This window comes from Variovorax sp. LjRoot175, assembly GCF_964253805.1.
Taxonomy (GTDB): domain Bacteria; phylum Pseudomonadota; class Gammaproteobacteria; order Burkholderiales; family Burkholderiaceae_C; genus Variovorax.
Genome location: NZ_CAXURY020000004.1, coordinates 1 through 26762, shown reverse-complemented (window position 1 = coordinate 26762; position 26762 = coordinate 1). Strand labels below are relative to the sequence as shown.

The 26762-nt window shown below is 63.1% G+C and carries 29 protein-coding genes; 10 read left to right on the top strand and 19 right to left on the bottom strand.

All coding sequences use genetic code 11. The annotated features are described in order from the left end of the window. Position 1: 1 nt before the first annotated feature. The 6 genes from ACSQ89_RS41050 to ACSQ89_RS41025 form a co-directional block, all read right to left on the bottom strand. The gene (locus ACSQ89_RS41050; RefSeq protein ID WP_436297885.1) at positions 2-2434 is read right to left on the bottom strand and encodes a hypothetical protein; all 2433 of its coding nucleotides are present in this window, start codon (positions 2432-2434) and stop codon (positions 2-4) included. 2 nt (positions 2435-2436) lie between these two features. After that, positions 2437-3390, bottom strand: a complete 954-nt coding sequence (locus ACSQ89_RS41045; protein WP_436297884.1) for a hypothetical protein — start codon at positions 3388-3390, stop codon at positions 2437-2439. Between the two features lie 4 nt (positions 3391-3394). Further along, the gene (locus ACSQ89_RS41040) at positions 3395-4036 is read right to left on the bottom strand and encodes a hypothetical protein (RefSeq protein ID WP_436297883.1); all 642 of its coding nucleotides are present in this window, start codon (positions 4034-4036) and stop codon (positions 3395-3397) included. 91 nt (positions 4037-4127) lie between these two features. After that, positions 4128-4664: a helicase associated domain-containing protein gene (locus tag ACSQ89_RS41035; RefSeq protein WP_436297882.1), complete on the bottom strand. Its 537-nt coding sequence runs from the start codon at positions 4662-4664 to the stop codon at positions 4128-4130. After that, positions 4661-5395: an NADAR family protein gene (locus ACSQ89_RS41030; protein WP_436297881.1), complete on the bottom strand. Its 735-nt coding sequence runs from the start codon at positions 5393-5395 to the stop codon at positions 4661-4663. Before ACSQ89_RS41030 ends, ACSQ89_RS41035 begins: the two co-directional genes overlap by 4 nt. Then, positions 5392-5637, bottom strand: coding sequence for a hypothetical protein (locus ACSQ89_RS41025; protein WP_436297880.1), 246 nt, complete (start codon positions 5635-5637; stop codon positions 5392-5394). Before ACSQ89_RS41025 ends, ACSQ89_RS41030 begins: the two co-directional genes overlap by 4 nt. A 102-nt stretch (positions 5638-5739) precedes the next feature. On the opposite strand from ACSQ89_RS41025, the gene ACSQ89_RS41020 reads away from it, so the two are divergent. Both ACSQ89_RS41020 and ACSQ89_RS41015 read left to right on the top strand, forming a co-directional pair. Continuing rightward, on the top strand, positions 5740-6462 hold the full coding sequence (locus ACSQ89_RS41020; RefSeq protein ID WP_436297879.1) for a hypothetical protein: 723 nt from the start codon (positions 5740-5742) through the stop codon (positions 6460-6462). 378 nt (positions 6463-6840) lie between these two features. Continuing rightward, on the top strand, positions 6841-7515 hold the full coding sequence (locus tag ACSQ89_RS41015) for a toll/interleukin-1 receptor domain-containing protein (protein WP_436297878.1): 675 nt from the start codon (positions 6841-6843) through the stop codon (positions 7513-7515). Between the two features lie 101 nt (positions 7516-7616). On the opposite strand, the gene ACSQ89_RS41010 is transcribed toward ACSQ89_RS41015, so the two are convergent. From ACSQ89_RS41010 to ACSQ89_RS40985, 6 genes are read right to left on the bottom strand one after another with little or no spacing between them, the layout of a single operon-like run. After that, on the bottom strand, positions 7617-7934 hold the full coding sequence (locus tag ACSQ89_RS41010; protein ID WP_436297877.1) for a hypothetical protein: 318 nt from the start codon (positions 7932-7934) through the stop codon (positions 7617-7619). Continuing rightward, a complete protein-coding gene (locus ACSQ89_RS41005; RefSeq protein WP_436297876.1) occupies positions 7931-8350 on the bottom strand; it encodes a hypothetical protein in 420 nt (139 codons plus the stop codon). Before ACSQ89_RS41005 ends, ACSQ89_RS41010 begins: the two co-directional genes overlap by 4 nt. Beyond that, the gene (locus ACSQ89_RS41000) at positions 8347-8787 is read right to left on the bottom strand and encodes a hypothetical protein (RefSeq protein ID WP_436297875.1); all 441 of its coding nucleotides are present in this window, start codon (positions 8785-8787) and stop codon (positions 8347-8349) included. The genes ACSQ89_RS41005 and ACSQ89_RS41000 overlap by 4 nt, the downstream gene beginning before the upstream one ends. Beyond that, on the bottom strand, positions 8784-9458 hold the full coding sequence (locus ACSQ89_RS40995) for a hypothetical protein (protein ID WP_436297874.1): 675 nt from the start codon (positions 9456-9458) through the stop codon (positions 8784-8786). The genes ACSQ89_RS41000 and ACSQ89_RS40995 overlap by 4 nt, the downstream gene beginning before the upstream one ends. Beyond that, complete coding sequence (gene tmk, locus ACSQ89_RS40990) at positions 9455-10228, bottom strand: dTMP kinase (RefSeq protein ID WP_436297873.1); 774 nt, start codon at positions 10226-10228, stop codon at positions 9455-9457. The genes ACSQ89_RS40995 and tmk overlap by 4 nt, the downstream gene beginning before the upstream one ends. Continuing rightward, positions 10225-10578 carry a hypothetical protein gene (locus ACSQ89_RS40985; protein WP_436297872.1) on the bottom strand — a complete coding sequence of 118 codons (354 nt, stop codon included), beginning with the start codon at positions 10576-10578 and terminating at the stop codon, positions 10225-10227. The genes tmk and ACSQ89_RS40985 overlap by 4 nt, the downstream gene beginning before the upstream one ends. Before the next feature lie 95 nt (positions 10579-10673). Here ACSQ89_RS40985 and ACSQ89_RS40980 point away from each other — a divergent pair, with 95 nt between their 5' ends. Continuing rightward, positions 10674-11669 (top strand): ATP-grasp domain-containing protein, encoded by a 996-nt coding sequence (locus tag ACSQ89_RS40980; protein ID WP_436297871.1) that lies wholly within the window; start codon positions 10674-10676, stop codon positions 11667-11669. 1289 nt (positions 11670-12958) lie between these two features. Here the strand turns inward: ACSQ89_RS40980 and ACSQ89_RS40975 are convergent. Beyond that, the gene (locus tag ACSQ89_RS40975) at positions 12959-13450 is read right to left on the bottom strand and encodes a hypothetical protein (RefSeq protein WP_436297870.1); all 492 of its coding nucleotides are present in this window, start codon (positions 13448-13450) and stop codon (positions 12959-12961) included. Between the two features lie 420 nt (positions 13451-13870). After that, positions 13871-14158, bottom strand: coding sequence for a hypothetical protein (locus ACSQ89_RS40970; protein WP_436291872.1), 288 nt, complete (start codon positions 14156-14158; stop codon positions 13871-13873). Between the two features lie 216 nt (positions 14159-14374). On the opposite strand from ACSQ89_RS40970, the gene ACSQ89_RS40965 reads away from it, so the two are divergent. Beyond that, the gene (locus ACSQ89_RS40965) at positions 14375-14788 is read left to right on the top strand and encodes a hypothetical protein (RefSeq protein WP_436291873.1); all 414 of its coding nucleotides are present in this window, start codon (positions 14375-14377) and stop codon (positions 14786-14788) included. 528 nt (positions 14789-15316) lie between these two features. Here ACSQ89_RS40965 and ACSQ89_RS40960 read toward each other — a convergent pair. After that, a complete protein-coding gene (locus tag ACSQ89_RS40960) occupies positions 15317-15649 on the bottom strand; it encodes a hypothetical protein (RefSeq protein ID WP_436297869.1) in 333 nt (110 codons plus the stop codon). Between the two features lie 111 nt (positions 15650-15760). Next, positions 15761-16141 (bottom strand): hypothetical protein, encoded by a 381-nt coding sequence (locus tag ACSQ89_RS40955; RefSeq protein WP_436291875.1) that lies wholly within the window; start codon positions 16139-16141, stop codon positions 15761-15763. 429 nt (positions 16142-16570) lie between these two features. Between ACSQ89_RS40955 and ACSQ89_RS40950 the strand changes: the two genes are divergently transcribed. The 5 genes from ACSQ89_RS40950 to ACSQ89_RS40930 all read left to right on the top strand — a co-directional run bounded on the left by ACSQ89_RS40950 (position 16571) and on the right by ACSQ89_RS40930 (position 22340). Beyond that, positions 16571-17071 (top strand): Csu type fimbrial protein, encoded by a 501-nt coding sequence (locus ACSQ89_RS40950; RefSeq protein WP_436297868.1) that lies wholly within the window; start codon positions 16571-16573, stop codon positions 17069-17071. Then, positions 17068-17931, top strand: a complete 864-nt coding sequence (locus ACSQ89_RS40945; protein WP_436297866.1) for a fimbrial biogenesis chaperone — start codon at positions 17068-17070, stop codon at positions 17929-17931. Before ACSQ89_RS40950 ends, ACSQ89_RS40945 begins: the two co-directional genes overlap by 4 nt. Positions 17932-17984: 53 nt before the next feature. Next, positions 17985-20303, top strand: coding sequence for a fimbria/pilus outer membrane usher protein (locus ACSQ89_RS40940; protein ID WP_436297865.1), 2319 nt, complete (start codon positions 17985-17987; stop codon positions 20301-20303). Then, entirely contained in the window at positions 20300-21307 is a 1008-nt protein-coding gene (locus ACSQ89_RS40935) for a Csu type fimbrial protein (protein WP_436297864.1), read from the top strand. Before ACSQ89_RS40940 ends, ACSQ89_RS40935 begins: the two co-directional genes overlap by 4 nt. Positions 21308-21719: 412 nt before the next feature. Continuing rightward, a complete protein-coding gene (locus tag ACSQ89_RS40930) occupies positions 21720-22340 on the top strand; it encodes a response regulator transcription factor (protein ID WP_436297863.1) in 621 nt (206 codons plus the stop codon). A gap of 358 nt (positions 22341-22698) precedes the next feature. Here the strand turns inward: ACSQ89_RS40930 and ACSQ89_RS40925 are convergent, their stop codons facing one another. Together ACSQ89_RS40925 and ACSQ89_RS40920 are read right to left on the bottom strand one after the other, a co-directional pair. Further along, a complete protein-coding gene (locus ACSQ89_RS40925; RefSeq protein ID WP_436297862.1) occupies positions 22699-23391 on the bottom strand; it encodes an EAL domain-containing protein in 693 nt (230 codons plus the stop codon). 25 nt (positions 23392-23416) lie between these two features. After that, positions 23417-23578 carry a hypothetical protein gene (locus tag ACSQ89_RS40920; protein WP_436297861.1) on the bottom strand — a complete coding sequence of 54 codons (162 nt, stop codon included), beginning with the start codon at positions 23576-23578 and terminating at the stop codon, positions 23417-23419. Between the two features lie 1167 nt (positions 23579-24745). On the opposite strand from ACSQ89_RS40920, the gene ACSQ89_RS40915 reads away from it, so the two are divergent. Further along, positions 24746-25747, top strand: coding sequence for an SIR2 family protein (locus ACSQ89_RS40915; RefSeq protein ID WP_436297860.1), 1002 nt, complete (start codon positions 24746-24748; stop codon positions 25745-25747). Between the two features lie 213 nt (positions 25748-25960). On the opposite strand, the gene ACSQ89_RS40910 is transcribed toward ACSQ89_RS40915, so the two are convergent. Next, positions 25961-26140 (bottom strand): hypothetical protein, encoded by a 180-nt coding sequence (locus ACSQ89_RS40910; protein WP_436297859.1) that lies wholly within the window; start codon positions 26138-26140, stop codon positions 25961-25963. Between the last annotated feature and the right edge of the window lie 622 nt (positions 26141-26762).

Here is a 26762-nt window from a genome sequence, read left to right as displayed (position 1 = left end):
TTCAGCGCATGAAATGAGCAAGTTGAAGACTCTCGTCTCTGGGTGTGCCCAAGCGATCCCCGATGGCCGCCAGGACTCGATCCCGCTGCACCGCATCGAGGTGGCGTTCTGAAACCCCAACAAACGCCAGGGCCTGTCCGATCGCTTCGCGTCGGTCTTCGGCATCGAGGTCCTCGAAGGGCACGAAGTCGAGGTCGTTCAGCCTGGCATAGTCCTTGGTGAGCGCGATGCGAAGCGCCGATGGCGACTCGCTTGGCAACCCGTCGAAAGCGACGCGCTGCGCTCGCAACTCCTTCAGCGGGCGCACATAGAACTTTGGCGCACCGATCCAATGGACCACTGCGTCCGAGAGGGAAGTCGAATGTGCGGATGAACGCGGTGTGGACTCGCCGCATTTTGGGGCCACGGCGGTCGGGGCCTGTGCTGTGGGAGTACATGTGGCTGGCCCAGCTGTGCCGGCCGCCTGTAGCTCGGCGCGCAGCCAAGCCGGCGCACGGGCGCGCTTGAATCGCACGGTCTTCCAGTACAGGCGCGCCCGCGCGCGCACGTCGTCCAGCTGATAGTGCCAGCCACTAGCCGCTAGCGTGCGCCGGACATCGCCTGCTTCGCCCCACCGGATGAGCGTGGTTGTCGATACGCCCGCCAGGCCCGCCGCCTCGGAGAGGCGCCCCCAATCCGCCGCGAGCCGTAGGCGCTTGGTCGGTAGAAACTGGGCCGCGCGCAACCGCTCGAGCATCGGTGGGGTGAGATAGAGCCGATCGTCCCACTTGTTGCGCTTTACAGTGATCGTGCCGTCGGCGATGCAATCGGTGATCCACTCTGCGGTTGCCCCCAGCGCCTCGGCCGCCTCGTTGACGGTGAGACCCTGTCGGCTCTGGACCCGCTTGATTACCGCCTGCAAGGTGGCGAGGGGAACTCCCTTGGCGCCGCGCCAGTTGACACCCTTGAGCAGCGCTCGCAACTGAGGTACGGTCAGCCTGGCGCGCGCCGCGGCTTGTTCTTCCGTGAAGCCCAGTTTCTCGCGCAACTGAGCGCACTGGTGGCGTGACACGTACCGAATCCCGCGCATGGCTCCGTCCGTGCCGATCTTGCTTTTGAGCACCTCCCGATCGACAAAGTCGTTCAGTTCGGCTCGCGTGAAGAGATATTGCTTCATCGCGGTCTCGATCGAGACCCATGACTTCTCGTTGTCGCCAGTGGGGCACTTGCGCGCGATCCAGCGTGTCGCGTCGGTGCGCGTGATGTGCAGAGTGCGGCCAACCTTCGTCGTGGCCAGCATCCCGTTGGCGATCGCCTGGCGCACCGACTGCTCCGTGCGGCCGGCCTGCTGAGCCGTTTCGGCGATGGTCAGGCCCGGGTTCCAGACCATCGTCAGATGCCGCTTCGCGCCGTGGTCGAGTGCGGGATAGCGAGCGACGTAGTCCTCGAAGGTCCTTGGAGGGCCATCCTCACCCCATACCTGCGCGCATGTCGCGCAACCCCTGGGATGCTGACGCTTCTGCCAGAGACGGAAGGTGACCTTGAGGTTGTCCAGCAGCGGTTTCCCGTGCCAAGGCATTGGCCGTCCGGCGCGGCGGTCTTCTAACAACTGCTCGGCAACTTCCTCGGGCACATACCAGCTGCCAAACTGCGTCGTGCGCAGATTCTTGGTGCCGTAGGGCTTCACCTGCACAGCGTCGGGCACGTAGCCCATGCGGGCAAACTCGCTGAGCTTGTCAGACGCAATCCCCAGGGGCCCCTTCAGTGTGCTCAGCTGTACAGATCCCTCAGGAGGAGCCTTGATCTTCGTCTTCCATTCCTTCCAGGCCTTGTGCGGGATGACCAGGTGGCGACCCACGGTGCGTGCCTTCAGGAGACCGTTTCGAATGGCCTGGTGCACGAGGGTGTATGAGCCCACCTCCCGGCCGGCGGCCGCAACGGTAAGTCCGCCGAGCACGTCAGAGGAGGTCAGGCCCATGCGCGCGATCTGGTTCTGCACGGCCATCCGGTCCCGCTTCGCCATGGCATCGCCCGTTACCTTCTGAAGACGCGTGGTGAGGACTTGAGCGATCTCCACCGGTGCCATTTGACCAACGAGCGTTGCCAGCAGCGCCACTTCGGGCGGCATCCATTCGTAGGATCGCCTGCGCGCGTAGTACGTCGGCGTCGGCCATTCTTCATCATGGGGTGGGCGCCCGTGCCACGATTCGTAGAGATCTTCGAAGCCGGTCCTTCCTTTTTGCGAGGTGCGCCCGCCGCTGCCAGCCAGCGCCTGCTTCGCCCCTTCGATCTCCGCCATGGTGCGGCCCAGCACCACGGCAAGGTCGCGATTCAGCGCACCCTTGCCGTGGATGGCCACGAAGCGCTGCCAAGCCAGCTTGTCGCCAGCGTCAACATCGCCGTCTCGTTCCGTAACCAGCAGGTCCTGATCAAAGCCGCCCCCGTCCTTGGCCATAGTCAACGAACCTCGAGTTCATCCTGCAGCGCGGATTGGCCCGCCAGCATCTGCTTCTGCGATAGCCCCGCCACCTTGCCAAGCAGAGTCATCACCGGGTCGGTCAGCGCCTCCAAACGCTCTTTTGGGATGTTGCGCATGGCGCGATCCCATTGGCTGAAGGTCGCGGGCAGCGCTCGTCTGACGGCCTTGGCCGCGGGCGCAACACGTTTGAGAGCTTCGGCCATCGGCGTCTTGACTTTCTCGATGCCTCGACGGCTGATGCAGAAGAACTCGCCAGGCGCCAATGCGCTCAGATCGCCGAAGTCGATGCCAGAGGCCTTGAACTGCGGCGCCAGCGCCGACCATGCGGCGGCGTCCTCCTGGCATCCGATGAACGTGAGGTTCTTGTTGGCGAAGATCAGCCGGTGCACGCTGCCGGTGTAGCGCAGAGCCGTGACGTACAGGTCAAGTGCTCGCTTGCGGCCTCGGCCGACGAATTCGTTGATGATGTCCGCCGCTTCGCCGATGCTCTCCGAGCGCTTGCGCGACGCACTGAAAAGCTGGCCTTCGTCAATGACCACGAAGAGGGGCTTACGGATGCGGTCCGCCACATCCAAGACGACCCGGCCATAGGGCACGAACTCGGCCGCATTGGCCGCCCGAACGACGACAATCTTCCTGTTGCGATTCTCCAGGCACTGGCGCAGTTCCTCCTCGTCCTTCACTGCGTCGCCGTACATCAATTCCATTTCGCTTTCTGGGTCGAAAACGACGGTGACCCAGCCCTGATTGGCGAGCTGCTCGCCGATCAGCTGCCCGATGTTGGTCTTTCCGCAGCCGCGGGGGCCCACGCCGACGGCCAGTAGACCTGTGGTTGCGTATTCGGACAGGTCGATCGCCTGCCCGCCCACGTTGAGAACGGCGTTCATCATCTCGTCACGCCGAACCAATGAGTGTTTGGTGTCTGGATTCATGGGTTCAGTCCTCCTTCGCGCCGAGCACAATGTCCTTGAGCTCAACCACCTGCTTGGCGTTGAGCTGGAAGACCACCGCGAAGTCGTTGATCACGTGCTCGCTGATCTGGTCCAGCACGCCAGCACGGCGGGCCTGGGCTAGCAGCTTGCGCACGCTGGGCCAGTCACGCCCCAGCGAGGCTGGATCGCCGCCACCATGCACTTCCTGGATGGCTGTGTTGAGCTGCTCCAGGGTGTACAGATCCTCGTCGGACCCGAGATCACAGGTCAGCCGCTCGTTCAGAATGTCGAGCAGCTTTGGCGCCGGCATGAAAGCTCCGATCTTCCGGATGAGGGCGAGGTCTGCTTCGCTGAAGGCCCTAGGCAGCACCGGTACTTTTTTGCCCGTCACCGCCGCGACCATGTTTGCGAAGGGCTGGGTGGCTATTGCACCGTTCAACACCCCGGGCGCGGGAGCCAGTTCTACTGCTTCGGGACTGACCTTGCATGATGCGCACAGTCCCGTGGCGATGTCGTCACCGTCTTCCCGTTTGAGGGAGAAGTGACAAAGGCGGCACTTGTGTCCGGCGCGGCGCAGGCCGGTTTGAGTCCCAAGAAAGTGATTGGCTTTGGTTGCAGCCAAGGTCTGAGGGTGAATGTGATTCATGTTTCGGTTCGTGTCCGTTTCGCGATTCATGATTGCAGTTCGGATCGAGATCGCGCTAGGTCAAACGACTAGTTTTTTTACTGCCCTAGGTTCATCGTGGGCGCTCTGTTTCGGGGGCGTCCCAGTCCGCGCCGTACTCCTCGCTTGCTGGAGCGGGAAGGCGAGCACTTTGAGCGGAGGGGCCCCTTGGCAGATACCCAATCGGTACCCCGAGAGCCTTGAGGTCGCTCACGAGATATGGAGGGACGGATCCTTCACGCGCCTGCCTGCGCGCAACGGATAGCCACAACTGGAGTTCGGGCTCCTCAGGCCCCACGCGCCATGTGCTCTTCGCCGCGATGTACTCCCGCAACTGCGACATACGGAGATGCCAGACCTTTACGTCGATGTCAGCTTCGAACTGGAAGCCCAATGCCTCGAGCAGCATTCGTCTCTTCGGAGCGTAGTCGGGCGAGCGAGCTTCTTGAATCTGGCTTTGAAGCCATGCCTTCAGCGGCAAAAGGGGACCGCCGTACGGCAGCTGAATGTGTCCATGCTCCGCTTGGAACGTCTTCAGACGAGGGTAGTACCGGCGCCACCGGTCGGCGCTCTGGGCCGAGGTCAGCCTCGGAGGGACGCGTCGACTCATCCGCCGTTTCCCTGTCCGGCCGGGATTTCTTCGTGCGCCGCGCTGCCTTTGGCTTCACGCCGAAGCTCGGACCGGATCTCCATCCAAAGCTTGCCAAGCATGTTCTGGCCATCCCTGATCGGGCCCCAGCCCCAGTAGTCGTCGCGCCAGGAGTTCTCGATGAGCTCGCGGCCGCCGGTCGCCAAAAGCTTGCGGCGCACATACTCATGTTGATGGGCTTTGGCGCGCAGGATGCTGCGCATGATGTCCACCTTCACAGCATCCCAGTCGGGGCGGCGAAGATCCTTGTTGCGCTCTGCAACCTTGTACGCCTCGTGTGCTGACGGTGCGGCGACGATGGCGCGGCGCAGCATGTTGCAGCCAGGGAACTTGGCAAAGTGATAGGCGGCCTCAGAGGTATCGAAGCGAATGCCCTCCCACATCAGCGTGAAGCTGCTGAAATTTGACAGGACGTAGAAGTCCTGTTCATAGAACAGCACCTGATGCGCGTTGTCCAGTCCATGGTGTTCAGCAGGCGGCGCGATCGAGCACTCCAACGCGCTCTCAGGATGGGGATCGGCGTCGACGAATGCGGCGAGTTCGTCGTCCTCCTCCAGGGCTTCGGTAGCGCGCTGTCTCAGTTCGGCGTCGTCGTGGGCTTCCCGTCGGATCGAATCCAGCGTTGCGCGCAACCTGGCGATACGCTTGTGGACCACCGCTTCCGGTAGGGGGCCACCCGCCGGGTGCTTCATGCTGTGCTCCCCGCGTCAGCGGATTGCTCTGCCGCCTCATCCTTGTGGACTCGGACCTCGATGCGATCGCAGTTGCCACCAAGCGCCTCGTCGATAGAGTTGTCGAGGATTTCCCACACCATGTGGTGGAAGCCCTTTTTTCCGGTTTCGCCGATGTACATGCCTGGGCGCTTGCGCACCGCTTCCAGTCCGCGCAGGACCTTGATCTGATTGCCGTCGTATGCGGCTGGGGTGCTCGACATCTAAACCTTTCGTTGAGGGTGCACGTTGACCTGTGCGGCTGATCGATGTTATTTTATCGTCCGCGCCATAATACAAACACGAACGAAAAACGCGCGAGGTTGATGGCGTGGAATCTGAATCTTGATGAGCAACACCACACCCAGGACGAAGCGGCAATGCGCCTGAATCGATCCATCGGACTGGTCACCCTGTGCCTGGGCGGCGTGCAGGCGGCAGCCGCGCAGGAGCCGCCGACGTCCGAGGAGGCCCAGGCCGCTTACTCGCGCTTTGCTACTGCTGTCGTCGGACGCCTGATTGCCGCGGGCTTGCCCACCACGCTCAGTGGCGGCAAGTTCGCAGAAATCAATGAGTTCGCGCATCGCCAGCCGCTGCGAGGTTGCGACGAGCGCCGCGAACCCGATCGGGATCCCTTTGCGCCGGCGGATGCCCCGCCGCCACCGGTGGTGTTCCACTGCACCTGGGAGTCCGGCGAGCGGATCAGCCTGACGCGGATCGCGAACACGGGCTCGTGGATGGTGAGCGACGACGCGAGCGCTGCGGCGGGCGCCGGGATGCTCCCGGTTGGCCTGAAACTGGAGGCGCCGCATGTGGCCGCAATCCCGACTGCGCCGATCAAAGCGTCCGCACTAGTCGAGGAGCCGGCTCCAGCAGCTGCGGAAGCCGTGGCCACGCCCCCTGCTGCGGTGACCTATTCGGGAGCGAATTTGCGTGCCATGCCGAGCCCATTCGTACCTCCCGCGCGGGCCGAACCAGTGCGGAGCAGTACCCCTACGCCTGCCGCGCTCGGCCCTATGCCAACGCCCTTCGCCGTCGGGGCCAGGTAGCGGCTTTCCTGGCCGCCCACTGTGGACAACCTGCTGTCCACGCACGTGTAAACAGGCCCTGCGGGCGCCCAGGTCTGCCCACCCGCTCCCCGCGCGCTGTCTTCAGCCTGACGCCCTCTCCCACCGCCGTCCCACCGGCTGCGCCCGCGGATAAGTTGCCCAGGCGTGGCCCGCCCCCCCCTGCGGCCTGCGACCCGAGAGCACCTCCTGGTCCCCCTCGGCGGCCCGCTCCGCGAAGCTCCGAGACACTCCGATTTGCACTTATCGTCCGTCTGCACCTAAGCTCGCTAATTTCGGGGCGATGCCATGCGGCCGCTCCAGTGGGCGAAGCGACCATGAGCGATTCAGCTTTGGCAATTTCCTCTAGGGGGAGATGACATGCTTGGAGATGCCGTTCGAGCCATCATCGATCTGTTGATGCTCCGCAAGACGGAGAAAAGGCTCGATGCGGATATCAAGAAGGCCCCTGTTGATCTCAAGAAGGCCGAACTTGAGGTTGAGAAGACCGTATTGGAAATCGCGAGATTGGAGCGCGAGAATGTTCCTCCTGGCGTCATCATCTCGCCTGATCAAATTAGCGTCCACGACATTCAGACCCTTGATCCGCGTGCTGCTGCGGTCGCCGCGAATGCAAGGCGACTGAGTGCATTTGTGTCGTTTGGGGGTTCCGACTCCGACTACGAACGCGCCCGGGAGCTCAGCGCTGCTCTTACGAAGCAGCATGAAATTTCAGCCTTCACGGGGGACGACGTTCTACACAGCAGGACCCCACGTGGAGCTGAGACAGTGACCGACAGGGCACTGAACCGCGCAGACGTATTCGTCATACTGCTTTCGCAAGACACGGCACAAAGCATTTACGTCGCCGAAGAGCTGAAGCATGCCCTGAGGAAGGGCAAGCTCATCATCCCCGTTTTCGCGGAAGGCTTTGAGTTCGAAGAACCTTGGCCCGATCCTTTTGACCAGCTGAGGAACATTTCCGCCCTCTACTGGGGGTCAATGCGGTTGGAAGAGGTCGCTGACGCGATTGCCGCACGCTTGCAGAATAGGTGACTTTTTGGAGGTGGCAGCAAGCCCTTGAGGGGGCCTCTACGATTGACCCTGCGCCAGGCCGCTCGCAGCTGCGGAGCCGGGCAGGCACGGCGGCCGTTGCTTCAACCCTGATTCCCGCTCTCCTCTGCTTCGGCGGCCGTTTCGGACGCCATCAGCGCGCGGTACGCCGCGATCAGCTGCATCACAGCCTCATCTCCGCCCTGGCGCCGGTCCTCCCATCGACTGCGCTCGTAGTGATCCCAGTCGGTCGGCAGGACGCTGGCGCTCTGTGTCGCGCAGGCATAGCGAGTGGGGCTGCCGCCACCGACTGCCGCCACCTCCAATGCCGCGCCGCAGACCCGGCAAACTGGGACCACAGTGGGCTCGTAGCGCTGGGTCAGCTCTTGCAGGAGCTGCTCATCGATGATGATCGCGTTCAAGCTCTGGGCTCCAGTCCGGTGAGTACGTAGACCACTTCGCCGCGCACCACAGCCTTGGCGAGGCCCTTCCTTGCAAGGGCGTGCACGGCCGCGGTGCAAGGCTGTTTGGTGTCTGCGCGGAAGCAGAAGAAGCCTTTGTCACGCGTGCGCGCCCCTCGCACCACGACACCGGCCTTCATCGCGTCGAACAGCTTGCGCTGGTTCTCCGTCAGTCTCATGAGCGGGGCACCTCGCGCGCGTCGTCGTTCGCTCGCCTCCGTCGCTTCGCCTGCGCCGGAGGCAGCGGCGGCAGCAGCTCGCTGAGCAGCACCCAGGCGGTCGACCGCTGCGTGGATCACGTTGCCCTTGCGATCCCAGAGCGGCTCGCTCGGCAGGCCAGCCTCTCTTGCTTCTTGGCCAGGCAGGGCCTCGGTCATTTCTCTTCCTTCAGGGGGTAGGCGCGATTCAACGCCATGTCGAGCTCCTGCTCGGGCGTGGACCATTCCTCGACCCGGTACCGCAGGTGCTTCCAGTCCTCGGGCGCCAGGCGAACCAGCCACTTGGGCGGGAGGTAGTAGCGGTGCTGCCAGGTCGCTTCGTTGCGGGCATCGCGTTCGCCGTTCGTCAGCCTGCCCCGCTCAACGATTCGGGCCTGCCACAGGCGTAGAGCAACGGCTCGGCACACGCGCTGCTGCGCCGACAGGCTGCTCGGCTTCCAGCCTGCTTCCTCGCACAGCTCATCCATCTGCTCGCAGGTGTCCTCGTGGTTCGAGAACGAGATGCCGATCGGCGACGGGTTGCTGCCGGGGCTGCGATAGGTCAGGTGCTTGAGCATGGCGCGCGCCAGGCGCCGATCGCGCGCCTCGGCCGTCATGCGGGCGCCCCGTCGCCCTGGGCAAGGGCGGCGCGGATCTTGTCGAGCGCTTCGGCATCCGTGCGACCTTCACCCTTGAGGCATGCGTTGCCACGCGTCACGAGCCAAAAGGTATGCGCCTCCCCGCGGAGCCTGTAGTCGTTGTGGACCGCGACGCTCCAGCCGAGGGCGCGCAGATCGTCCGCATTCGTTTCGGAAGGCAGTGTAGCTGCCGGCGCACACTGCACCTTCTCGATCAACTGATTGATGCGTTGGGTGCAGTCGCCCGACAACTCGGGCAAGTCGAGCGCTCCGGTGATGGATTCGTAGGTGTTCCCGCGGATCGCCGCTGCCGGGGCGCGCTCGCGCAGCTCGTCGATCACCGCGACGTGACCCCAGTACTTGCCGTCCAGGCGGTCGATCACGGAGAGCGTCGGGTCGTCGCCCGTGAGGTCGAGCAGCTCTCGCAGCTTCTCCTTCTCCCAGTGCTCGCCAAAATCGCCCGTGTCGGCAATGGGGTGCGAGCCGATGAAGTCGCCAATGCCCTCGGCGCCGTGCGCCAGCAGGATTGCCAGTGCCTCGGCCCGGCCGGCCCGTCGCATGTCCTTAGAGGCCTCGCGGGCCAAGCCCAGAGCGGCCCGCAGGTCGGCAACTTGCTTGGCCAGGGCGATCTCGCGTGACTCGGGCTTCATAGTGAACCTTCCCGCGCTGCCGGCGCTGCGGCGCTGTCCTCGGCGTCCACCAGGTGCCGAGCGCTCAGGATCGCCAGAACATCCGTCCAGACCTGCTCGCGCGACAGGGATGCGTTGACCAGGGCGAACCGGCTCGGATCGGCGCGTACCCGCGAGATGTACCCGTTGTTCACCGCATGGAAGAAGTCGATCGGCTGGCTCTCGAACTTGTCCGGCGCACGCGCACCGGCGAGTCGCTCCGCTGCGATCGCCGGGTCGAGGTAGAAGAAAAGCGTCAGGTCCGGCTCGATCAGGCCACCACGGGTGCCATCGCGCGGCGCGCGACCTGCTGCGGCCAGCATGTCGCCGTTCTGGACCATGGCCTCCAGGGCGCTCAAGGTCGCCAGGTCGAAGCCGCGGCCGCCGCCTTGGTAAGCAAAGGTCGAGTCGGTGAAACGGTCGCAGATCACGACCTGGTCGGCGGCCAGCGCCGGCGCGATCACCGACTGGAGGTGGTCCCGGCGCGCGGCGAAGCACAGGAGCGCCTCGGTCAACGGGTCCATCGCCTGGGTCAGGATCATCGTGCGCAACTGCTCGGCGAGCGGCGTGCCGCCGGGCTCCCGTGTGACCACCACCGTCCGGCCGGCGCGCTCGAAGGCATCGGCGAGGGCCGGAATGTGGCCACTCTTGCCGGCACCATCGACCCCCTCGATCGAAATGAAGAGCCCTGGTCCCACGGAAATCTTCGTGGTGTTCCTCGGGACCGTGAGCTCGATGTGTACGGCGCTCATGGCGCGCACCGCGTGGGTTCGGCCTCGTGCTTCTCACGCGCGAGAACCACCTCACGCTCGATCACCTTCTTCGTCACGATCCGCATCAGCGCGGGCGCGCCGGCCGCGCGGTGGATCTTGTGGAAGGGGTTCTCGTCGTCCCACCGGATGCCCACGTAGGCGAGGCCAACGCACTTCGCGCCCTCCTCCAGCTCGTCGGCGTCGGCCGTGTCCGCAGCGCGCAGGAACTCGGCGCATAGGACCTTGAAGGCCTCATAGGAGCCGCGGATCGACGGCCCGGACGGGGCGGAATCGTCGTGATGAAAGGTGCCCGTAGGGAAACGGTGTGGCGTCGGTGTCGCGGAGTTCATGCAGAAGTTCGAAAAGTTGAAGGTCCAAGCGCTCTAGCGTCTTATTATCCGCATCGATCTTCTTACACGAACAAATAAACGCGCAAGGTTACGCCGTGAGAACACTTCAACGCGCCGCTTTCGGATTTCCCGCCGCCGTGGCCCCGGCTGGTTCGCCCGTTCTGGCGGTTCTGCAGCAGGAATCGACGGCCGAAGTGCGGGCGGCGCTCCTGGCTGCCACCCTGACCGGCATGCCGACCCAGCGGATCTTGCTCAAGGATCTCGAGGCAAATCTGGACACCCGCGCGGCCCTGGCCAACTACACGGGCGAAATCCTTCCGGTGGGCACGGTCGAGTTCGTGCGCGCTGCCATGGGTGTGCGGGGCGTGCCGGAGCCGGACGCCATGGGTTACCGGCCCGTTGCCGACTTCCTGCGCCGGGAGATCCGCGCCGGCGTCCTCTATGAGCTGAAGGCCATCGAGGAGCCGATCTTCGTAAAGCCGGTGGCCACCAAGTCGTTCTCTGGCTTCGTCTACGACCCCCGCGCGGGCGCCGAGCACACGGAGTACCAGGCAGAGCAACTCGCCGCGATCGCCAAGCTGAAGACCAGCACCCGCGTCTGGCTCTCCGAGGTGGTCGAGTTCGTGTGCGAGTGGCGCTACTACGTGGACGCTGCCGGCCGAATCCTCGCCCGGGCCCGCTACGACGCCGATGGTGCGGACGATGCGCCAGAGCCCACCGCCGAAGTCGTCCAGAACGCCATCAACAGCACCGTCTTGTACCTCGAAGCGCGGGGCAACGCTCATCCCTTTGCCGTCGACGTCGGCGTCCTCGCCAACGGGCGCACCGCCGTCGTGGAGCTCACGGACGCCTGGGCCATTGGTCTTTATGGCCACGCCCGCACGGCCGCGGGCACGGCCTGGAAGCCCCAGGACTACATCGAATTCCTCCAGCAGCGCTGGCGCTCGATCGTCGCCTACGCGCAACTGCATGCCGCGAAGGAAACGGCGCAGCGCCTGGTCGAGGCCGGCGCCGCGGCCGATGCTCCAAACAAGGCAGCCAATCTCAGGTCTCTGTTAGGAAATCCAGCTGGGGCAGTGGTGCCCTCCTGAAAAAATCTGCGCAGATTCTGCTTCCATGCGGTATATCATGAAGCAGACCTTCCGCCAGCGCCCCTACCGTCCCGGCCTCACCCCCGTAGACCCTCGTTCCCACCGGAACCCAGCCCCGCAAGAGCCGGGGCCAGGCCGGATCTGTGTCCCACCCGTCGCTCGATTCGAGCCGAATCTGAACTCGCGCGGATCATCCCGCAGGCGAAGCCCACCGCGTGCGTGGCGACACCCACCCTGTCTCACGTACGCGACGACGAGTTGGTGGTCGAGCTGATCTGGCGATTGCTCCCATCCGGATCAGCTCCCTCAGGAACGTGACCCATCTGGGTCGGTTTCGTATCGCTCGACCTAGCCGGGTCACCAAAGCCGTCGTACCAGGCGCCGTCTGCACACACCCCGTCGGCGACCTGTCTCCGTCAGGACACGCCCCTCCTCCCGCCGCGGCGGGCCGGCCGCGCCCTCCATTTGGAATCGGTTCATTCACGAATCGAGCTCGAGCAGAACTGAGGAACCCTGGGGAGGATGTCCCGCGGGGACTTGATCGTGCGGGAGCAGAGGCAGGTGGGAACTGAGCCCACGGGGAGCATGGCCGAGAGGGGGAAAGAGGTCGGCTGGGCTCGCTTTGCTCATGATATACCGCACGGCTTCTGAGGAGAAGGCGGTGTCGCTTCCGTCATCGTGTAAGAATAAAGTTCGTCGATGACAATAAAGATCGTCGGAGAGGCCTGCCTCGGGCCGGCAACTTCGACGAGCCGGTCACCGATTGATAACCGTACGGAACACCTGCCAAGGCGGAGCGAGGGTGTACGGGAAGAATAAAGTTTGTCGATGAAAGATTGTCGGAGAGGCCTACCTCTGGCCCGCTTCGGCTCCTGGTCGCGCCCCGGGCTATTGAGTCAGGCGTAGCCGCTCGCACACGGACTGGCGATGGGCCTCCGACTGAGCTCGGACGTCCAGCGCGCGGTGCACTGCCCCAAGTCTCCCGTCGCGTTTCGCGGTCCTACGCCAATACGCGTGTCGTGAGAAATCGCGAGAATGCGGCCCATGACGATGATCCTCAAGGTCCCGGGCGCGAGCCTGAAAGAGTTGGCCCGCGTCCTCGCTGCAGCCCAGGCTGTGCTTCGACGCCGCTGGCGTTACAGACGTGGAGTCGGCCCGGGCACTTCAAGATCAGGACTTCTGGGACATCAGTTCCTTCAAGGTCTATCGGGACCCAACATCCCAAGGAGATAATCGCGACCGTGGGTTTTTCATCGTTGCCGACGATCACAACGGCTGCCGCATCTAGGCTATCGCATTACCGTGAACGCGGCCACGGCAGCGGCCAAGCCGCCGAGCACGAGCCATTTCTTACCAAGGCGTGAGTTACGGGCCTTACGAAAACCGTCAATCCTCGCTGGCAGCATTCGAACCTCGTCCAAGGGTCTCCCCGGCTCGAAGCGCGGGTCGTCTTCGATCAACGTCAAAAAGTGCGCCAGCACCGCTGGATCGCTTTCGTCCTGCTCGTAATTCGTAGGGGCCATGTCGTTCGCGCGTTGAACGTGGGCAAGGAACACTTTCCCCTTCGATGTGAACCCAATGTCCTCGCCGTTCATCGCCAAAATGCCTCGCTCGACAAGGGCATCGAGGCCGCGTCGCACGGAAGGGCGCTCGCTCACTGGAATGCTGGATTGCAGCCCTGTGCGCGAAGTCTTGCGGCCACTGGCTGTTGCGCAACGCTCACGCACCAGCAGGGCAAGAACGCCAGCCACGGTTTCCCGATCGGTCAGAGCTTGTCCCATTCCAGTCCCATCTCGCTAATGCCTCGGCCCTGGCAGGGAAGCCGTGGAGGCGCCGCGCGTTCGCGTCAGTTTGCGCAAACTATCCCCCTCGCGTGCCCGCGTCAGTGAGCCGGTGGCGACATCGCCAGTAGGATAGTTGCCACACGCACGCCTTCCGAGGACAAACGACCAATTCTCCTCGAGGTACTTTGCGCCTTTTGGCCAGCCTTGCGGAGGCAAGAGAATTCCTTCAAGGTCGCTACGATCATGCGAAGAGACGACGGCGCAGGGGTTGGTTCGGACGTCTATTCGTTGGCAGTGAACGAGAATGCCTCGACGCCGAAGAAGCCTTTCGTTTTCCTGAATGACGGGGCCGTGTAGTCGACGGCCCACAACGCATTCCGGCTTCGCCTCGCGGCCCGGCCCTCCGTTCGTAGGCTGCTATAGCCCGTGAACGATGAACAACTCATTCGGCGATTCCGGGACCGTCAGCCTCGTCTCCCCGACCCGGCCGAACCGGTACTCACGACCATTAATGACGACCGATTTCGCGTTGGTCCAGATGCGGTATTCGTATCCATCCCTCACGCGCGTCACCTGTAGGACACGGTATTCGACAGGAACGATCACCCGGAATCCAAGGCTGGCCGTCGCGCTGTTCGCCGTCGACGTTGACTCCGCGATGCAAATCAGAGGCAGGAGAAGCAATCCGCAGATGAAGGTTCTCATTTGGACCTCATGGGATGGGGTCTGGTGTTCCGTCGCTCACGCAGTGCGCCGTCTACGTCAAAGATGCACTGTGCGGCTTCATGCTCCGCGCGCCCTACGTCGTGGGTGTAGGAGGCCGCCGCTTTCGCTCGGCCAGCGAGGACAATACCGTGTATGCGAGCGAGGGGGCAGACTGTTCGTCATCGCGTTCGTCAACCACTTTTTCGGAGCATCGAGATGCTTTCAGATGAACCAAAAACGATCGACGATGCCCGCGCCGCGATCGAAGCGGTCCTCGCAAATCGGGCGCTTAGCAAGAACCCCGTTCCGTACTTCGCCCCGACTGATTTGGCTGGCCTTCCGCCGATGAAACAGGAGGCGGAATTGCGGGTTCGTGACGACACTGCCCTGTTCAACCGTACACGGGCATCGATCTATATGTGCCTCACTGCGGCGCACGCTGCCCTTGAGGTGACGCTGGCGCTCATGGACGAAGACCTCAACTTGTCCCATCGCGACGGCGCGCGAAAGTTGATGGCGCTTGCCAACGGCGCTGAAGCAGCGAGCGAAGCGGCGCATCACGCAAGCCTGGTGCTGATGGGCCGCGAGACCCCACCTGTAGACGAATCGGTGGAGATCAGGCGCGGCTAAGGACGGTCTCTGCACTCGCCCGTTCCGGGCGCGTGTCTCCCTCGGCGGTTGCGTTGGCGCCACCTCGACGACCCCGAGCTCAAAGACTGCCCGCAAGCGTCGTCCCTGCGAAGGATGGGCCTTGTTCCCGTTCTCTCGCCATCTGGTTGTTGCTCTCTCCAGTCGAGTAAATCAACGTCCCTAGCGCGAGGACGAAGCACACAATCACAGCGGCAATGCCGAACCCGTACACCAGACCCACGGTGATCAGGGGACTCAGGAGCAGAGCGAGAGATTTGTACATGAGCTCATCTTGCGCCGCGAAACTCACAACTCCAAGTGGCAAACCACACGGAATTCCGCTGCTTCTGGCCGCAATCTTCGCCCGCCTGCACTCCCGTCTACCAGCGTCTTGAACCGGCGGTCTCCCCGAGTGCGCGCCGCCGGTGAACCGCTGTCCGTTCTTACCTGGCCATCCACAGATTGCCCGTGCAGGGTTGTAAGGAATGGAGGGCGCAAGCGCCACCATGCAGCGAACAGAGCACCTTCTCACGTCCCCTTCGGCACTTCCTCCTCCGCGAAACGATTTGGGAACAGGATCTCAATGACGTCTCGCAAGAGCTGCACGCCCTTGCTCTTCTCTCCGGCCGCGTAGCACTCATGAGCTGCCACCAGCAGGGCGTCGACGATGTCCAGGCGCTCAGCACCATATTCGGCTTCAAAGTGCCGAGCCCCTTCCCGAAGGTCCCGGAACGCATGCTCCAAGTCCAGTGCGGCATTGCCGGTGAACGGCCCTGACTTCGGAAAATTGTCAGGTGCACCCATCACCACCAGTTGGAGGTAGGCCCTTAGCCTTAGATCAGACAGCCTCTCGGTGCTCATGGTTTCCCTCTGCCGAACGCCTGCGAACCCGTGCGTTGCGTCGAATCGCTTTGCCCTAGAAGCTGGTGACGGCGTCAACGAATGGCGTGGACTTCGATTGCATCTTGCGCCTCAGTCCGTGCCGGACAGTATGAGCGCCGCACGGTAGACCGTACGGCCTGCCACCTTGACCTCATTCACCAGTTTTTTGCGATCGCCCATCTGCTCCGGCAGCGAGCGAGGGGCGGGCCGTTGAAGCAGCGAGCGGCTGACCTCGAGCAGTTGACTCGATGAGGTCAGGCAGCACTGGATAGCTGCCCATTCGGGGCGCGCCCGATGGGCTTTCGCCTCGACGCGCAGCGCTTCATCCTGGGCGGCAGGCGTCAGTGCACCCAGATCGGTCGGGCTGAAGGACGGAACGTGTTCGCGCCCGCCCACGATGTACGCCCTTGCCCTCTCGACCGCTGCGATTGCAGCCTGAATCAAATCTTCTTCAGTACTAATTTCGTCCATCCTTCACCCGTTCAATGGCGATCTCCCAGAAGCTGGGTATTGATCAGATTCCCGGACGCATTGTTATATCTGAGAGCGCAGAGCCAAAGTCAATCGGCCCGAGTTTGGGGTTCTGTCCTACGTCAAAGGTTCACGTCTTTGCGAACCAAAGGCCAAGTCCCAAAGCCATTTCGGAATGAACGTCGTGTGGTCTCGCTCGTGGCGCTCGACACACGCAGCCCAGTCCACCCACTCAACGGTCGTCCGACGCAGCCGCAACTCGATGCACGCACGGCTCTACTTAACGAATGCAATATCTTTGTCCACCAATTCCCCCATATTAATTCTGCAAGCCTCACTATTCAGCCGTGCACGAAGAAGACTCGGCAGCTGCCACCTCCTCTGTGTTGACTCGAAAACTCTCTCTCATTACGTCTGAAAATCATGTTCATGTTTAAACGCTCCCTTCTTGTTCTTGCGATCGTTGCGGCTTCTGCAGCTTCTGTGCCGTCGTGGGCCGATACGCCAACCACCACCTTCAACGTCCAAATGACCGTGACGAAGGCCTGCAACTTCGAAACGGGCGGAACCGACGTGAATTTCGGCTCGGTGCAATCCACGGCCGGCAGCGCAACCGGCGCCGGCAGCCTTAAAGTTAACTGCACCAAGGGCACGACTTACGACATCGGGCTGAGCGCCGGCAGTGGCACCTTGGCGACCGTGACCGCACGCACGATGAAGGGCACCGGCGCGAACACGGATGAGGTGCCCTACGCGCTGTACCGTGAAAGCGGACGCACCACCAACTGGGGCAACACCGTTGGCACCACCACAGTAGGCGGCACCGGCACCGGCGTGGTCCAGACGGTCAACGTCTACGGCTCGGTCTCCGGCACCAACTTCACTGCGGACGCCTACAGCGACATCATCACCGCCACGGTCACCTATTGATCGCCCATCTGTCACGGCGCCAGCACAAGTCGAGGGGCGCCTGGGGCGCTGCCGCAGCGGTGCTGCTGGCCCTGGCAACCCTGACTTCGCCGGCCAACGGCGCCAGCCTGCAGGTCGTACCCACCTCGCTCACGCTGCAGGCACGCCAGAACGCTGATGGTCTCTGGCTGAGCAACACGGGCAGCCAACCCCTGCATGCGCAAGTGCGCGTCTACCGTTGGACGCAAGTAGACGGCGAGGATCGGCTCGAGCCCACGCGCGATCTCACGGTCAGCCCGCCCATGCTGCAGGTGCCCGCCGGCGAGAGGCAACTGGTGCGAGTCATTCGCCTCGGCCCGCCGCCAATGGGGGCCGAAGCCAGCTATCGCTTGATCGTCGACGAACTCCCGGTTCCGGCTTCGGCGCCTGCTGAGGGGTCCGCCGCCGCTGATGGCCGCGCCACCAAGCATTCCGGACTGCAATTCGTGCTGCGCTATTCGCTGCCCGTGTTCTTGCTGCCGGCAACGCCCCGGGCGCCGGGAGCGGTGGGTCCGGCTGAGACCGCGCTCCAGCCTGACTTGCAGATTCGATTGGTGCGAACAGGCGAACAGACCCAACTGGAAGTCGCAAACGATGGCCCTGCACATGCCCAGATTGAAGATCTGGTGCTTGTCGATGCCGCGGGCGAGCGCCAAACGGTACGCGCCGGACTCGCCGGCTACGTGTTGCCGGGCCAGCGCAGGCGCTGGAATCTGCCGGTCACGCTGCATCCGAGCGCGTCCGCCAGCGGGGTGTTCAAAGCCCGCGTCAATGGCGAATTTACCGAACGCACCTTGCTGTCGCGCGACCCCGCCGCGACGACATCCGGTGTCCCACGCTGAACCGCCATACCGGCCCGCCCTTTCGAGGGGCGGCGCCCCTGCTCGCGGCCCTGATGCTTCTGGGCGAGCCATGTGCACAGGCACAGCCACTCGCAGTCGCGACCGAGCCCGCCGCTGGCACCGAGCTCTACCTTCAGGTCACGCTCAACCAGACGCCCACCGGCAAGCTGCTGCCCTTCATCTCTCGCGGCGGCGCGCTGTTCGCCCGCGCGGCCGATCTGCGGCAGTTGGGATTCGCGCTGGCGGACCAGCCCGGCGAGCAGATGCTGGCGCTGGCCGAACTGCCGGGTCTGAAGGTCCGGTTCGACAGTCGGCTGCAACAGATCGACCTGGATGCGCCGCTGGCCCTTCTGTCGCTGGCGACCACCCGTCTCGAGAGCGCACGCACCACGACGCTGCCCCTCAGTCCCACCGCGCCGGGCCTGCTGTTCAACTATGACCTCTATGCTGCGCACGGCCGCGACGGCAGCCAGTTGAGCGCGGCCCACGAAACGCGTCTGTTCGGACTTGGCCCAGGCCTCGTGAGCAACACCATGATCACGCGTCTTCTGAGCAACGGGGGAGGCACCCCCAATGATGGCTGGCACGGCGAGTCGGTGCGGCTGGACACCACGTGGCAGGCCTCGTGGCCGGAAAGCATGCTGACGCTCCAGGTGGGCGACAGCGTCACCGGCAGCCTGGGCTGGACGCGTTCGGTGCGCCTGGGCGGCGTGAGGATCGGCAGCGACTTCGGCCTGCAACCCTATCGCACGACCACGCCTCAGCCAGCCTTCTTCGGCGAAGTCACGGTGCCGTCGACGGTCGAGCTCTACGTCAACGGACTCAAGCAGTACAGCGGCCAGGTGCCGACCGGTCCATTCCAATTGCGCAGCAACCCGGGCATCAGCGGCGCGGGCAATGCGCAGATCGTCATCACCGACGCTTTCGGGCGCAGCAGCATGATGACGCTGCCCTTCTATAACACCCAGCAGCTGCTCTCCGCAGGGCTCACCGACTGGTCGGCGTCGATGGGTGCCGTGCGCCTTCAGTACGGACAAAGGTCCTTTTCCTACGACGGTACCCCTGTTGTAAGCGCGAGCTTGCGCCGAGGCATCAGCGACCGCTTTACGCTGGAAGCCCACGCCGAAGGAAGCACCGATGTTCGCAACGGCGGCCTGGGCGGCCTGTGGCTGCTCGGCACGGCCGGCGTGATCAGCGCCTCGGCAGCCTACGGTGCGGCGCAAGGCAAACACGGAACCCAATGGGCGCTGGGCTACCGCTGGAATCGGGCGAACCTTTTTTTCGACCTGAATACCCAGCGTACACGCGGCGAGTACCGCGACATCGCATCCACCTATGGGCAGAACCCGGCGCGTGTGAGTGACCGCGCCAGCGCAGGCTTCAACGTGCCGTGGATGGGCAGCCTGGGCGTGAGCTATGTTCGGCTGGCCTATCCGCGTGGGGACGACGCTCGCTACGCGGGCCTCTCCTGGTCGCGCCAGTTCGGCAACCGGCTCCTGCTGAACGCCTCGCTCAATCGCAGCCTGACCGGCCGCAAGGACCTCGGCTTGTTCTTCGGCCTGAGCTACAGCCTCGAAGCGCGCGTGACCGCCAGCACCTCCGTGCAGCGCAATCAGGGCCGCACCAGTGTCGGCGTGGATGTTTCCAGCCCCGTGCCGAGCGATGGCGGTTGGGGCTGGCGCACGCAACTGCGCGACGACGGTGGCGATCGCGGCGCGCAAGCCGAAGCCGGCTGGCTGGGGCGCTACGGGCGAGCCAACCTCGGCATCGCGAACTCCAGCGGCAACACGTACGGCTATGGCAATGCCAGCGGCTCGCTGGTGTTGATGAATGGCAACATGTTCGCGGGTCGCGACGTGAACGGCGCATTTGCCGTGGTCAGCACCGATGGCGTTGCGGGCGTCCCCGTCAAGCTTGAAAACCGTGTCATCGGATCGACCGACGATCGTGGGATGCTGCTCCTCACACGCCTGAACGCCTGGCAGCGCAACAAGTTGTCCATCGACCCGATGGACTTGCCCGCCAATGTGCGCGTGAGCCAGGTGGACCAGAACGCCACGCCCAGCGACCGCGCGGGCACCGTCGTTCGCTTCGCCATCAGTCCGGTGCACGCTGCGGTCATCGTGCTGCACGACGCCAACGGCCAGCCGCTGGCCCTGGCCAGTCGCGCGCAAGATGCAGAAGGCACGGGCGCGGAAGCGATCGTTGGCTACGATGGCGAGGTCTATCTGGACACATTGCAAATGCACAACCACCTGCTCGTTCAGTCCCCCGAAGGCCGCGCGTGCCACGTCCGTTTCGACTATCCGGCAGCGACAGACACCATTCCGCGCATCGGGCCGCTGACCTGCACGGTGGAGACGACACCATGATCCGGCTGCGCACCGCCGCCCTGTTTGCGCTGTGGCTGATCGGCGGGCTATTGTTCGCGCCCCAGGCATGGGCCGCGACCACCTGCAGCGCCACCATGAGCAGTCTCGTCTTTGGAAGCATCGATGTCACCGGCTACACCGCCGCGACCGCCAGCTTGTCCGTCACGTGTACGACAAGCGCCTTGCCTCAGTCGGGCAACGCCAAGGTGAGGATGTGTCTGGGCATCGGCAAGGCCGCCGATCCCCGGGCCATGCTCAACGCAACCAGCGACACGCTGAATTTCCAGATGTACCAGAACCCTGCCTACAGCACCATCTGGGGCAGCAGCCTGGGCTCGGCGCCGGCCAACGAACCCCTGCAGGTGGACCTGGACTACGCAGTGCCGATCTCCACGGGAGGAAGCAGCACCCAGGCCTACACCCTGTATGGCCGCATTCCGCCGCAAGTGAGCGTTGCGGCAGGCATCTATACCGACAGCTATTTCGGCAACAACACGGACCTGGCCTTCCAGTACAACACGTCGACCACAGGAGCGGCCACGTATCCCGTGTCGTGCACCACCGGCGGCACAGCGGGCACCACCAGCACGTTCGGCTTCGAAGTCACCTCCACCGTTCCGGCGAGCTGTCAGTTCTCATCCGCGACCGACCTGAGCTTCGGCAGTCATGCCGGCCCGATCACCAGCGCGCAGGACAACACCTCCAGTGTCACCATGATCTGCCGCAACCGCACCGCCTGGAACCTCGGACTGGACAACGGCCAGAACCACGATGGCGGCACGCGCCGCATGCGGCTGGGCGGCACTGGCAACTACGTCAGCTACCAGCTTTTCCGCGACAGCAGCCACAACCTCGCTTGGGGCAGCACCATCGGAACGGATACCGCGACGGGCACCGGCACGGGCAGCGCCCAATCGCAAACCGTCTATGGCCACGTGCCCGCCTCGCAGAACGTGCCTGCCGGCAGCTACAGCGACACGATCACAGTGACGGTGACTTACTAGGGAATGCCGACGGCGCCGCACAACGCGCCGGTGGCTCCTCCTGCCTCTGATTTGCGTCGCAGAGTCATCCGCGACGGATCACCGTGCGTCGACCAGCCTCAAGATCACGGCGGCTATTCCTTCAGTATTTCGGGTTTTGCAGTTGACTCCTGTGAAGGGCGGGAGCGAATACCGCATCTGGAGCGACACGAAATCGATCTTCATTGAAGGTCGTGAGTACCGATTCAGCCAGGTTGGGCAGACGGCGCTGACGGTTCCAGCATCGCCGAACGGACAGCAGTTCATCGTTTCTAGGCCATAGCGGTTGGCGAGCCGAGTCCCTGTACTTCATTGGCGGCTTCGCAACCGGTTTCGCAAGTACGTCTGGCCGCCTAGGCAGCACGTTAGGGCAACGCGGCGTAGACTGAACGGAATGAACATCTACGTAGTCGACGACCATCCGATGATGCGAGACGCCATCACCATGGTCTTGCGAAGGTTGCGCCCTGGGGAAAATATCGTGGAGCTGGATCGCCTCGACAAGCTTGTGCCCGCTGTCGCAGAAAGCGGTGCTCCCGACATGATCTGCCTGGATCTCAATCTTCCAGATACCAAAGGATGTACGGGAGTGAACGCGGTGAGAGCGCATTTTCCGCGTGTCCCGCTGGCCGTGTACTCAGCGTCGCCCTCGAGCGATTTCGAGGAGGCCTGCATCGAGGCCGGTGCCGACATCTACATCGAAAAGGCAGCAGGGTCGACTGAACTCGCCGCCGCGCTGCGCGGACTTCTGTTGGCTGACCCGACCTCGGAATTTGGCGCTGCATCCAATGCAGCGGCAGAAGACCACGAGGCCAGTACCAAGTTGTCCAAGCGTCAAACCCAGCTCATCGTGATGCTGGAACGCGGCTTGACGAACCGGGAGATCGGGGAAGAGCTCGACATCAGCGAGCACACCGTCAAGGTGCACATGTGGAGGCTATTCCGAAGAATGGGTGTGAAGAGCCGCACCCAGGCGCTTCACTTCGCCCGGCAGAATGGCCTACTTTCAAGTTGACACGCCGGCACAAGACGGCGTCGACTGTTTTGTCTCGAATTCCATCACCGAAAGAATGCGCCTTCGCGACTGCCAGCTGGCGGTTTTCATAAGGCCTTGAGCCTCGGGCCCAAAGCGGGGCGAGACGGGCGCGCTCTTCGTCGAAGCGTGCGTTGACACTTCTCTTCTCTTTCGCCCTTTCACTGATGAACCGGTTCTGCGCGGCGAATGCTCTCCTCGTCATTTCTGCGCAATACATCTCGCGCCTTGTGCGGGCTTCGCTTGCCAGGTTGCTGTCCACCTTCCGAAGTATCGAATGACGAGCAACGTCACCATCCCTGTCCTGATGAGGTGCGTGACCCGATCGCGCTATTTGCGTCTACCACTCCACCGCCGGCAATGCCCCGACAGTGGGCCTTGCGAAGAAATAGCCTTGGAACAAAACGATCCCCAGTTCCCGCAGCACATGAACTTCCTCAGGCGCTTCCACGCCTTCGGCAATCACCTTCATATCGAGTTCCTCACAGATGGCGACAAAACCCTTCACGATGGCCCGACGGACACGATCGGTGTGAATGTTGCGGACCAAGTGCATGTCGATCTTGATGATGTCGGGCTGGAAGCCCGCAAAGAGTTCGAAGCCCGCAAAACCGGCGCCGAAGTCGTCGATGGCCGAGGTGAATCCGTACTGCTTGTAGGTTTGGAAAACCGAGACCAGACGAGGAATATCTTCGGTGCGCTCGGCTTCCGTAATCTCAAAGATCAATCGATCAACTGGAAAATTGCAGCGCTCGGCAACCACCATGGCGCTTCTGAAGCACTCCTCGTGGCCGCATACGTCTCTGGGGAGCACGTTGAGACTGAGCTTCGACTGCATACCGAGCATGGCGGCCTGTTCGATCGCCTTGGCGCGACAGGCCTGATCAAAGGCGAAGCGCTCTTCAGGTTCGATGCGTGCGAAAACCGCCGCCGCACCTTCACCCTGAGTTCCACGCACCAGCGCCTCGTGCGCAAAAATTTCCCTGCGCGCCACATCCACGATGGGCTGAAATGCCATCGTGAAGTCCGTCATAGATCCGAGATCAGGCAACTTCATTTCAACGCAATGGCGTGCGGTAGATGGCATCGATCAACTCGGCGGATCGTTTCACACCTTCCGTGAGCTGGTTGAGAACTGGCGCCGGCTCTCCGAGAGCTGCGAGCACCCAACCGACGCCCAGGACCAGGAATCCCCCGCTGAGGTAGATAGGTAACTCCATGAGGCCTCCAAAGTCGTCGAAGAAGTAAACAAGTTTTGCACGTGAAACAGCGGGTGCGTGTCAGTCAAGCTCGACAGATTGCGAGTCAGAGGCTTCTCGCAGCGGACCTGCTTGCCGGCAGCGGCGCCCACGAGCACCCGATCGCGATGAAGCCATTGGTAGTACTCATGTAGACGACCTGCACGACGGTATCGCGGGGAGCAACTTGGCGATGGCGCCCTAGCTGCCGGCGATCTGGTGCTGCTTGGCCTAGTCGTTAACGCGTTCCGCAAAGGCCCCAAGGCGCCCGTCTCTTCGGAGCGTTAGACGACGAGACTTGGACTTGATCTGCGCGGGACTCACATATACCCGTTGGACGCAGCGCTCGGCGCCTCGACCTTCAATCGCCCCAACCAACCGGGGAAACTCGTCCGCTGCGTCACAGGCTTTGGGAGTCGTCAACAAAATCCCGGTCGACGCCCCCGCAAGGCCCGCTCACATCACCTAGCCTCGGCCCCCCAATGCCTGAGATTGAACTGCCTGCGCAAACAGCGGCGGTTCGCTGCATTCTTGACACCCATGGGATTCGCCTGCGTTAGCGCTGCTCAATGACAGGACGCAATACCGATACACGGCCATCTACAAGTTGAGCGGCGATGCGATGCGCGCTGAGCACGTCTTCGACCGCCTCTCTGAAACTCCCGCGCTCACCTTGCGCAGTATTCGACGAACTTTCCGCTGAAGTGTCCAACCGAGATGTGGTTGCTCTGAAACGACTTCATGGACGGTGCATCGACGGTCTTTATTCCAAGCCTTCATGGGGGAAGAATAAAGTGCGTCGAAAAGAATAAAGATGGTCGGGGGAGGCCTACTCGGAACTTCGGCCCGCCGCTGCTGGCACTGCGGGGCCATGCGTTTGGCGACCACTTGCACCCAACTTCGCCAGAGCAAAGGTGCCGCACGCCTCCACCTGCCAGCTGGTGGTGAGCCGACGGACCGACCCCGCATGCTGGTGCACGACGGGGTTGAACGTCAGCTTCCTAGAAATGGGAACAGCGGCTCTGGGCCCGTTCCGGCTGTTCGCAGCCGACCTGCGCTGGGCCATGACGCATGGACAGGCAGGCATCCAGTAGTTTCGAATTCTCCGGAGCACTTGACGGCCCGAGGCTCCCCTGATGCACTCGCCGTATGAAAAAACTTCTCCTCCTGGGCGCCGGCTTCAGCCGCAATTGGGGCGGCTGGCTGGCCAGCGAGGCATTTGAGTATCTTCTGGGCTGTCCGGAGATCGTCGACAACCGCGAGGTGACTCATCTGCTATGGAAGTCCAGGGACGCAGGTGGCTTTGAGGAGGTCCTCGCCGAGATCCGCCGGGCTTGGATGCGGGACAATAGGAAAGAGCAGCCGAACCTGGAAGCGATCCAGGCCGCGATTGGCCGCATGTTCGACGACATGAACGCGGGCTTTTTCAGCCTCGACCGATTCGAATTCCAACTGGCGCAGCCGCGGATGGTTAGCAGTGCGCTCGCTCGCTTTGACGCGATCTTCACGCTCAACCAGGACCTGCTTCTCGAGCACCACTACCTGCCCGAAGGCGCTGCGTCATTTAGTGGCAATCGGTGGAGTGGTGGGTGTACGCCACCAGGCGTGCGCCCGACGCCGAGCCAAGCGCGCGTCCACCTGAGTTCCTTTGCCAAGTACGACTGCGTCCCGGACCCCGCGATATTCCAGGTGGACAGCCAGACACAACCGTATTTCAAGCTGCACGGATCTTCCAACTGGACCGAGAGAAACGGCGGGCCGCTCATGATCATGGGCGCCAACAAAGTCGAGGATATGAAGCTGTTCCCGCTTCTGATGTGGTACCAGCAGGAGTTTGAGCGCTACCTGATGCAGGAGCCAGAGTCACGCTTGATGGTCATTGGCTACAGTTTTCGAGATGCGCACATCAACGAAACCATCTTCCGGTCCGTGAGGGAAAGTGGCCTCAAGCTGTTCATCGTCGACCCCGCCGGCGCCGACATCGCGTGGCAGGTCAACCCGACCCGAAAGCCCTTTGCCATCGGCGCATCGCCCAGCGAGCTCGAAGGGATCTTCCAGGCTGCGGTAATCGGCGCCTCGCGTCGACCGTTGAGTCAGATCTTCGGTAGCGACCAGGTTGAACACGCCAAGGTGATGCGGTTTATCGCTTGAGCGCCGGAGCGGAGGCGTCCCGCAGCAGGCGCGGAGCAAGCGCCAGCGCCCTCCGCTTAACCCTCTTCTCCTGGGGTCGCACAGCGGGCAGCAAAAGACGGCCCCGGCCCGGCCTCCCTCAGTCACAGGGGGGCGAGTTTCAAACTAAGCCGGGGATCGTTGCGCAGCACCGGCCGGCATCGGTCCGGTTGATCGTGCGCGCTCCCGCGCCATTCATGGCGCGTCGTCGAACATCGACGCCAGCTCGGCCAAAACAAAGGCGCCCCCGAAGAGAAGGCCAAGTTGGGCGATGTGACTACCCGCGAGGGGCAGGGAATGAGGGAAGTAACTTTCTAGCATGACGAGGACCACCTCGACGATGCCCGCGAACTTCCAAAACGACAGCTTGCCCATGTTGGGTCTCCAGGAAGCACGAGGCCGCAATCCGCTATTCGCAGATTCGCACGTGCAGTTTCGATTCCTAGAAACCTGTGGGCCAAACGCCACTCGTTCCACCCTCCAAAACCATGTCCTCCAATCGGGACTCGTTTCACGAACCGGTAGCGCCCGCTACGAGGGAAGTTCGCGATAGCATATTGCACGAATGTTTAGCCCCTAGCTGCCCTAAGCCCTCTCCGTCGAAGTTTTGCATCCATAACAGTATTAACCAGTATGAAGGGTCCGATGGACATGGTGCGCTCGCGGGACCACGGCCAGGTAAATCGCGGAGATGGCAAGCGGGCCGGCTGCCGACCTGCTCGGCACCCTGTTCGCCATCGAGCGTCTGCTTTCCGGCACCATCAACATCCGCTGACCGGCAGGAGTGGGCCCATTGCTGCTGTTAGCGAATTTCGAGTCGAACGCCCGCTTGACATTCGAGACCGGCCATTGCCACCCGGTTTCCGCAGAGGGCACGCCGTCGGCTCCACGCGCGCCCACGCAGCACGATGCCTTGACATGGCTTTCGAGGCGAGCGCACGATGTGGCCTCCTTCGATACAGCAGGAGGAAGGCATGTCACAGCTTCCATGGCTTAG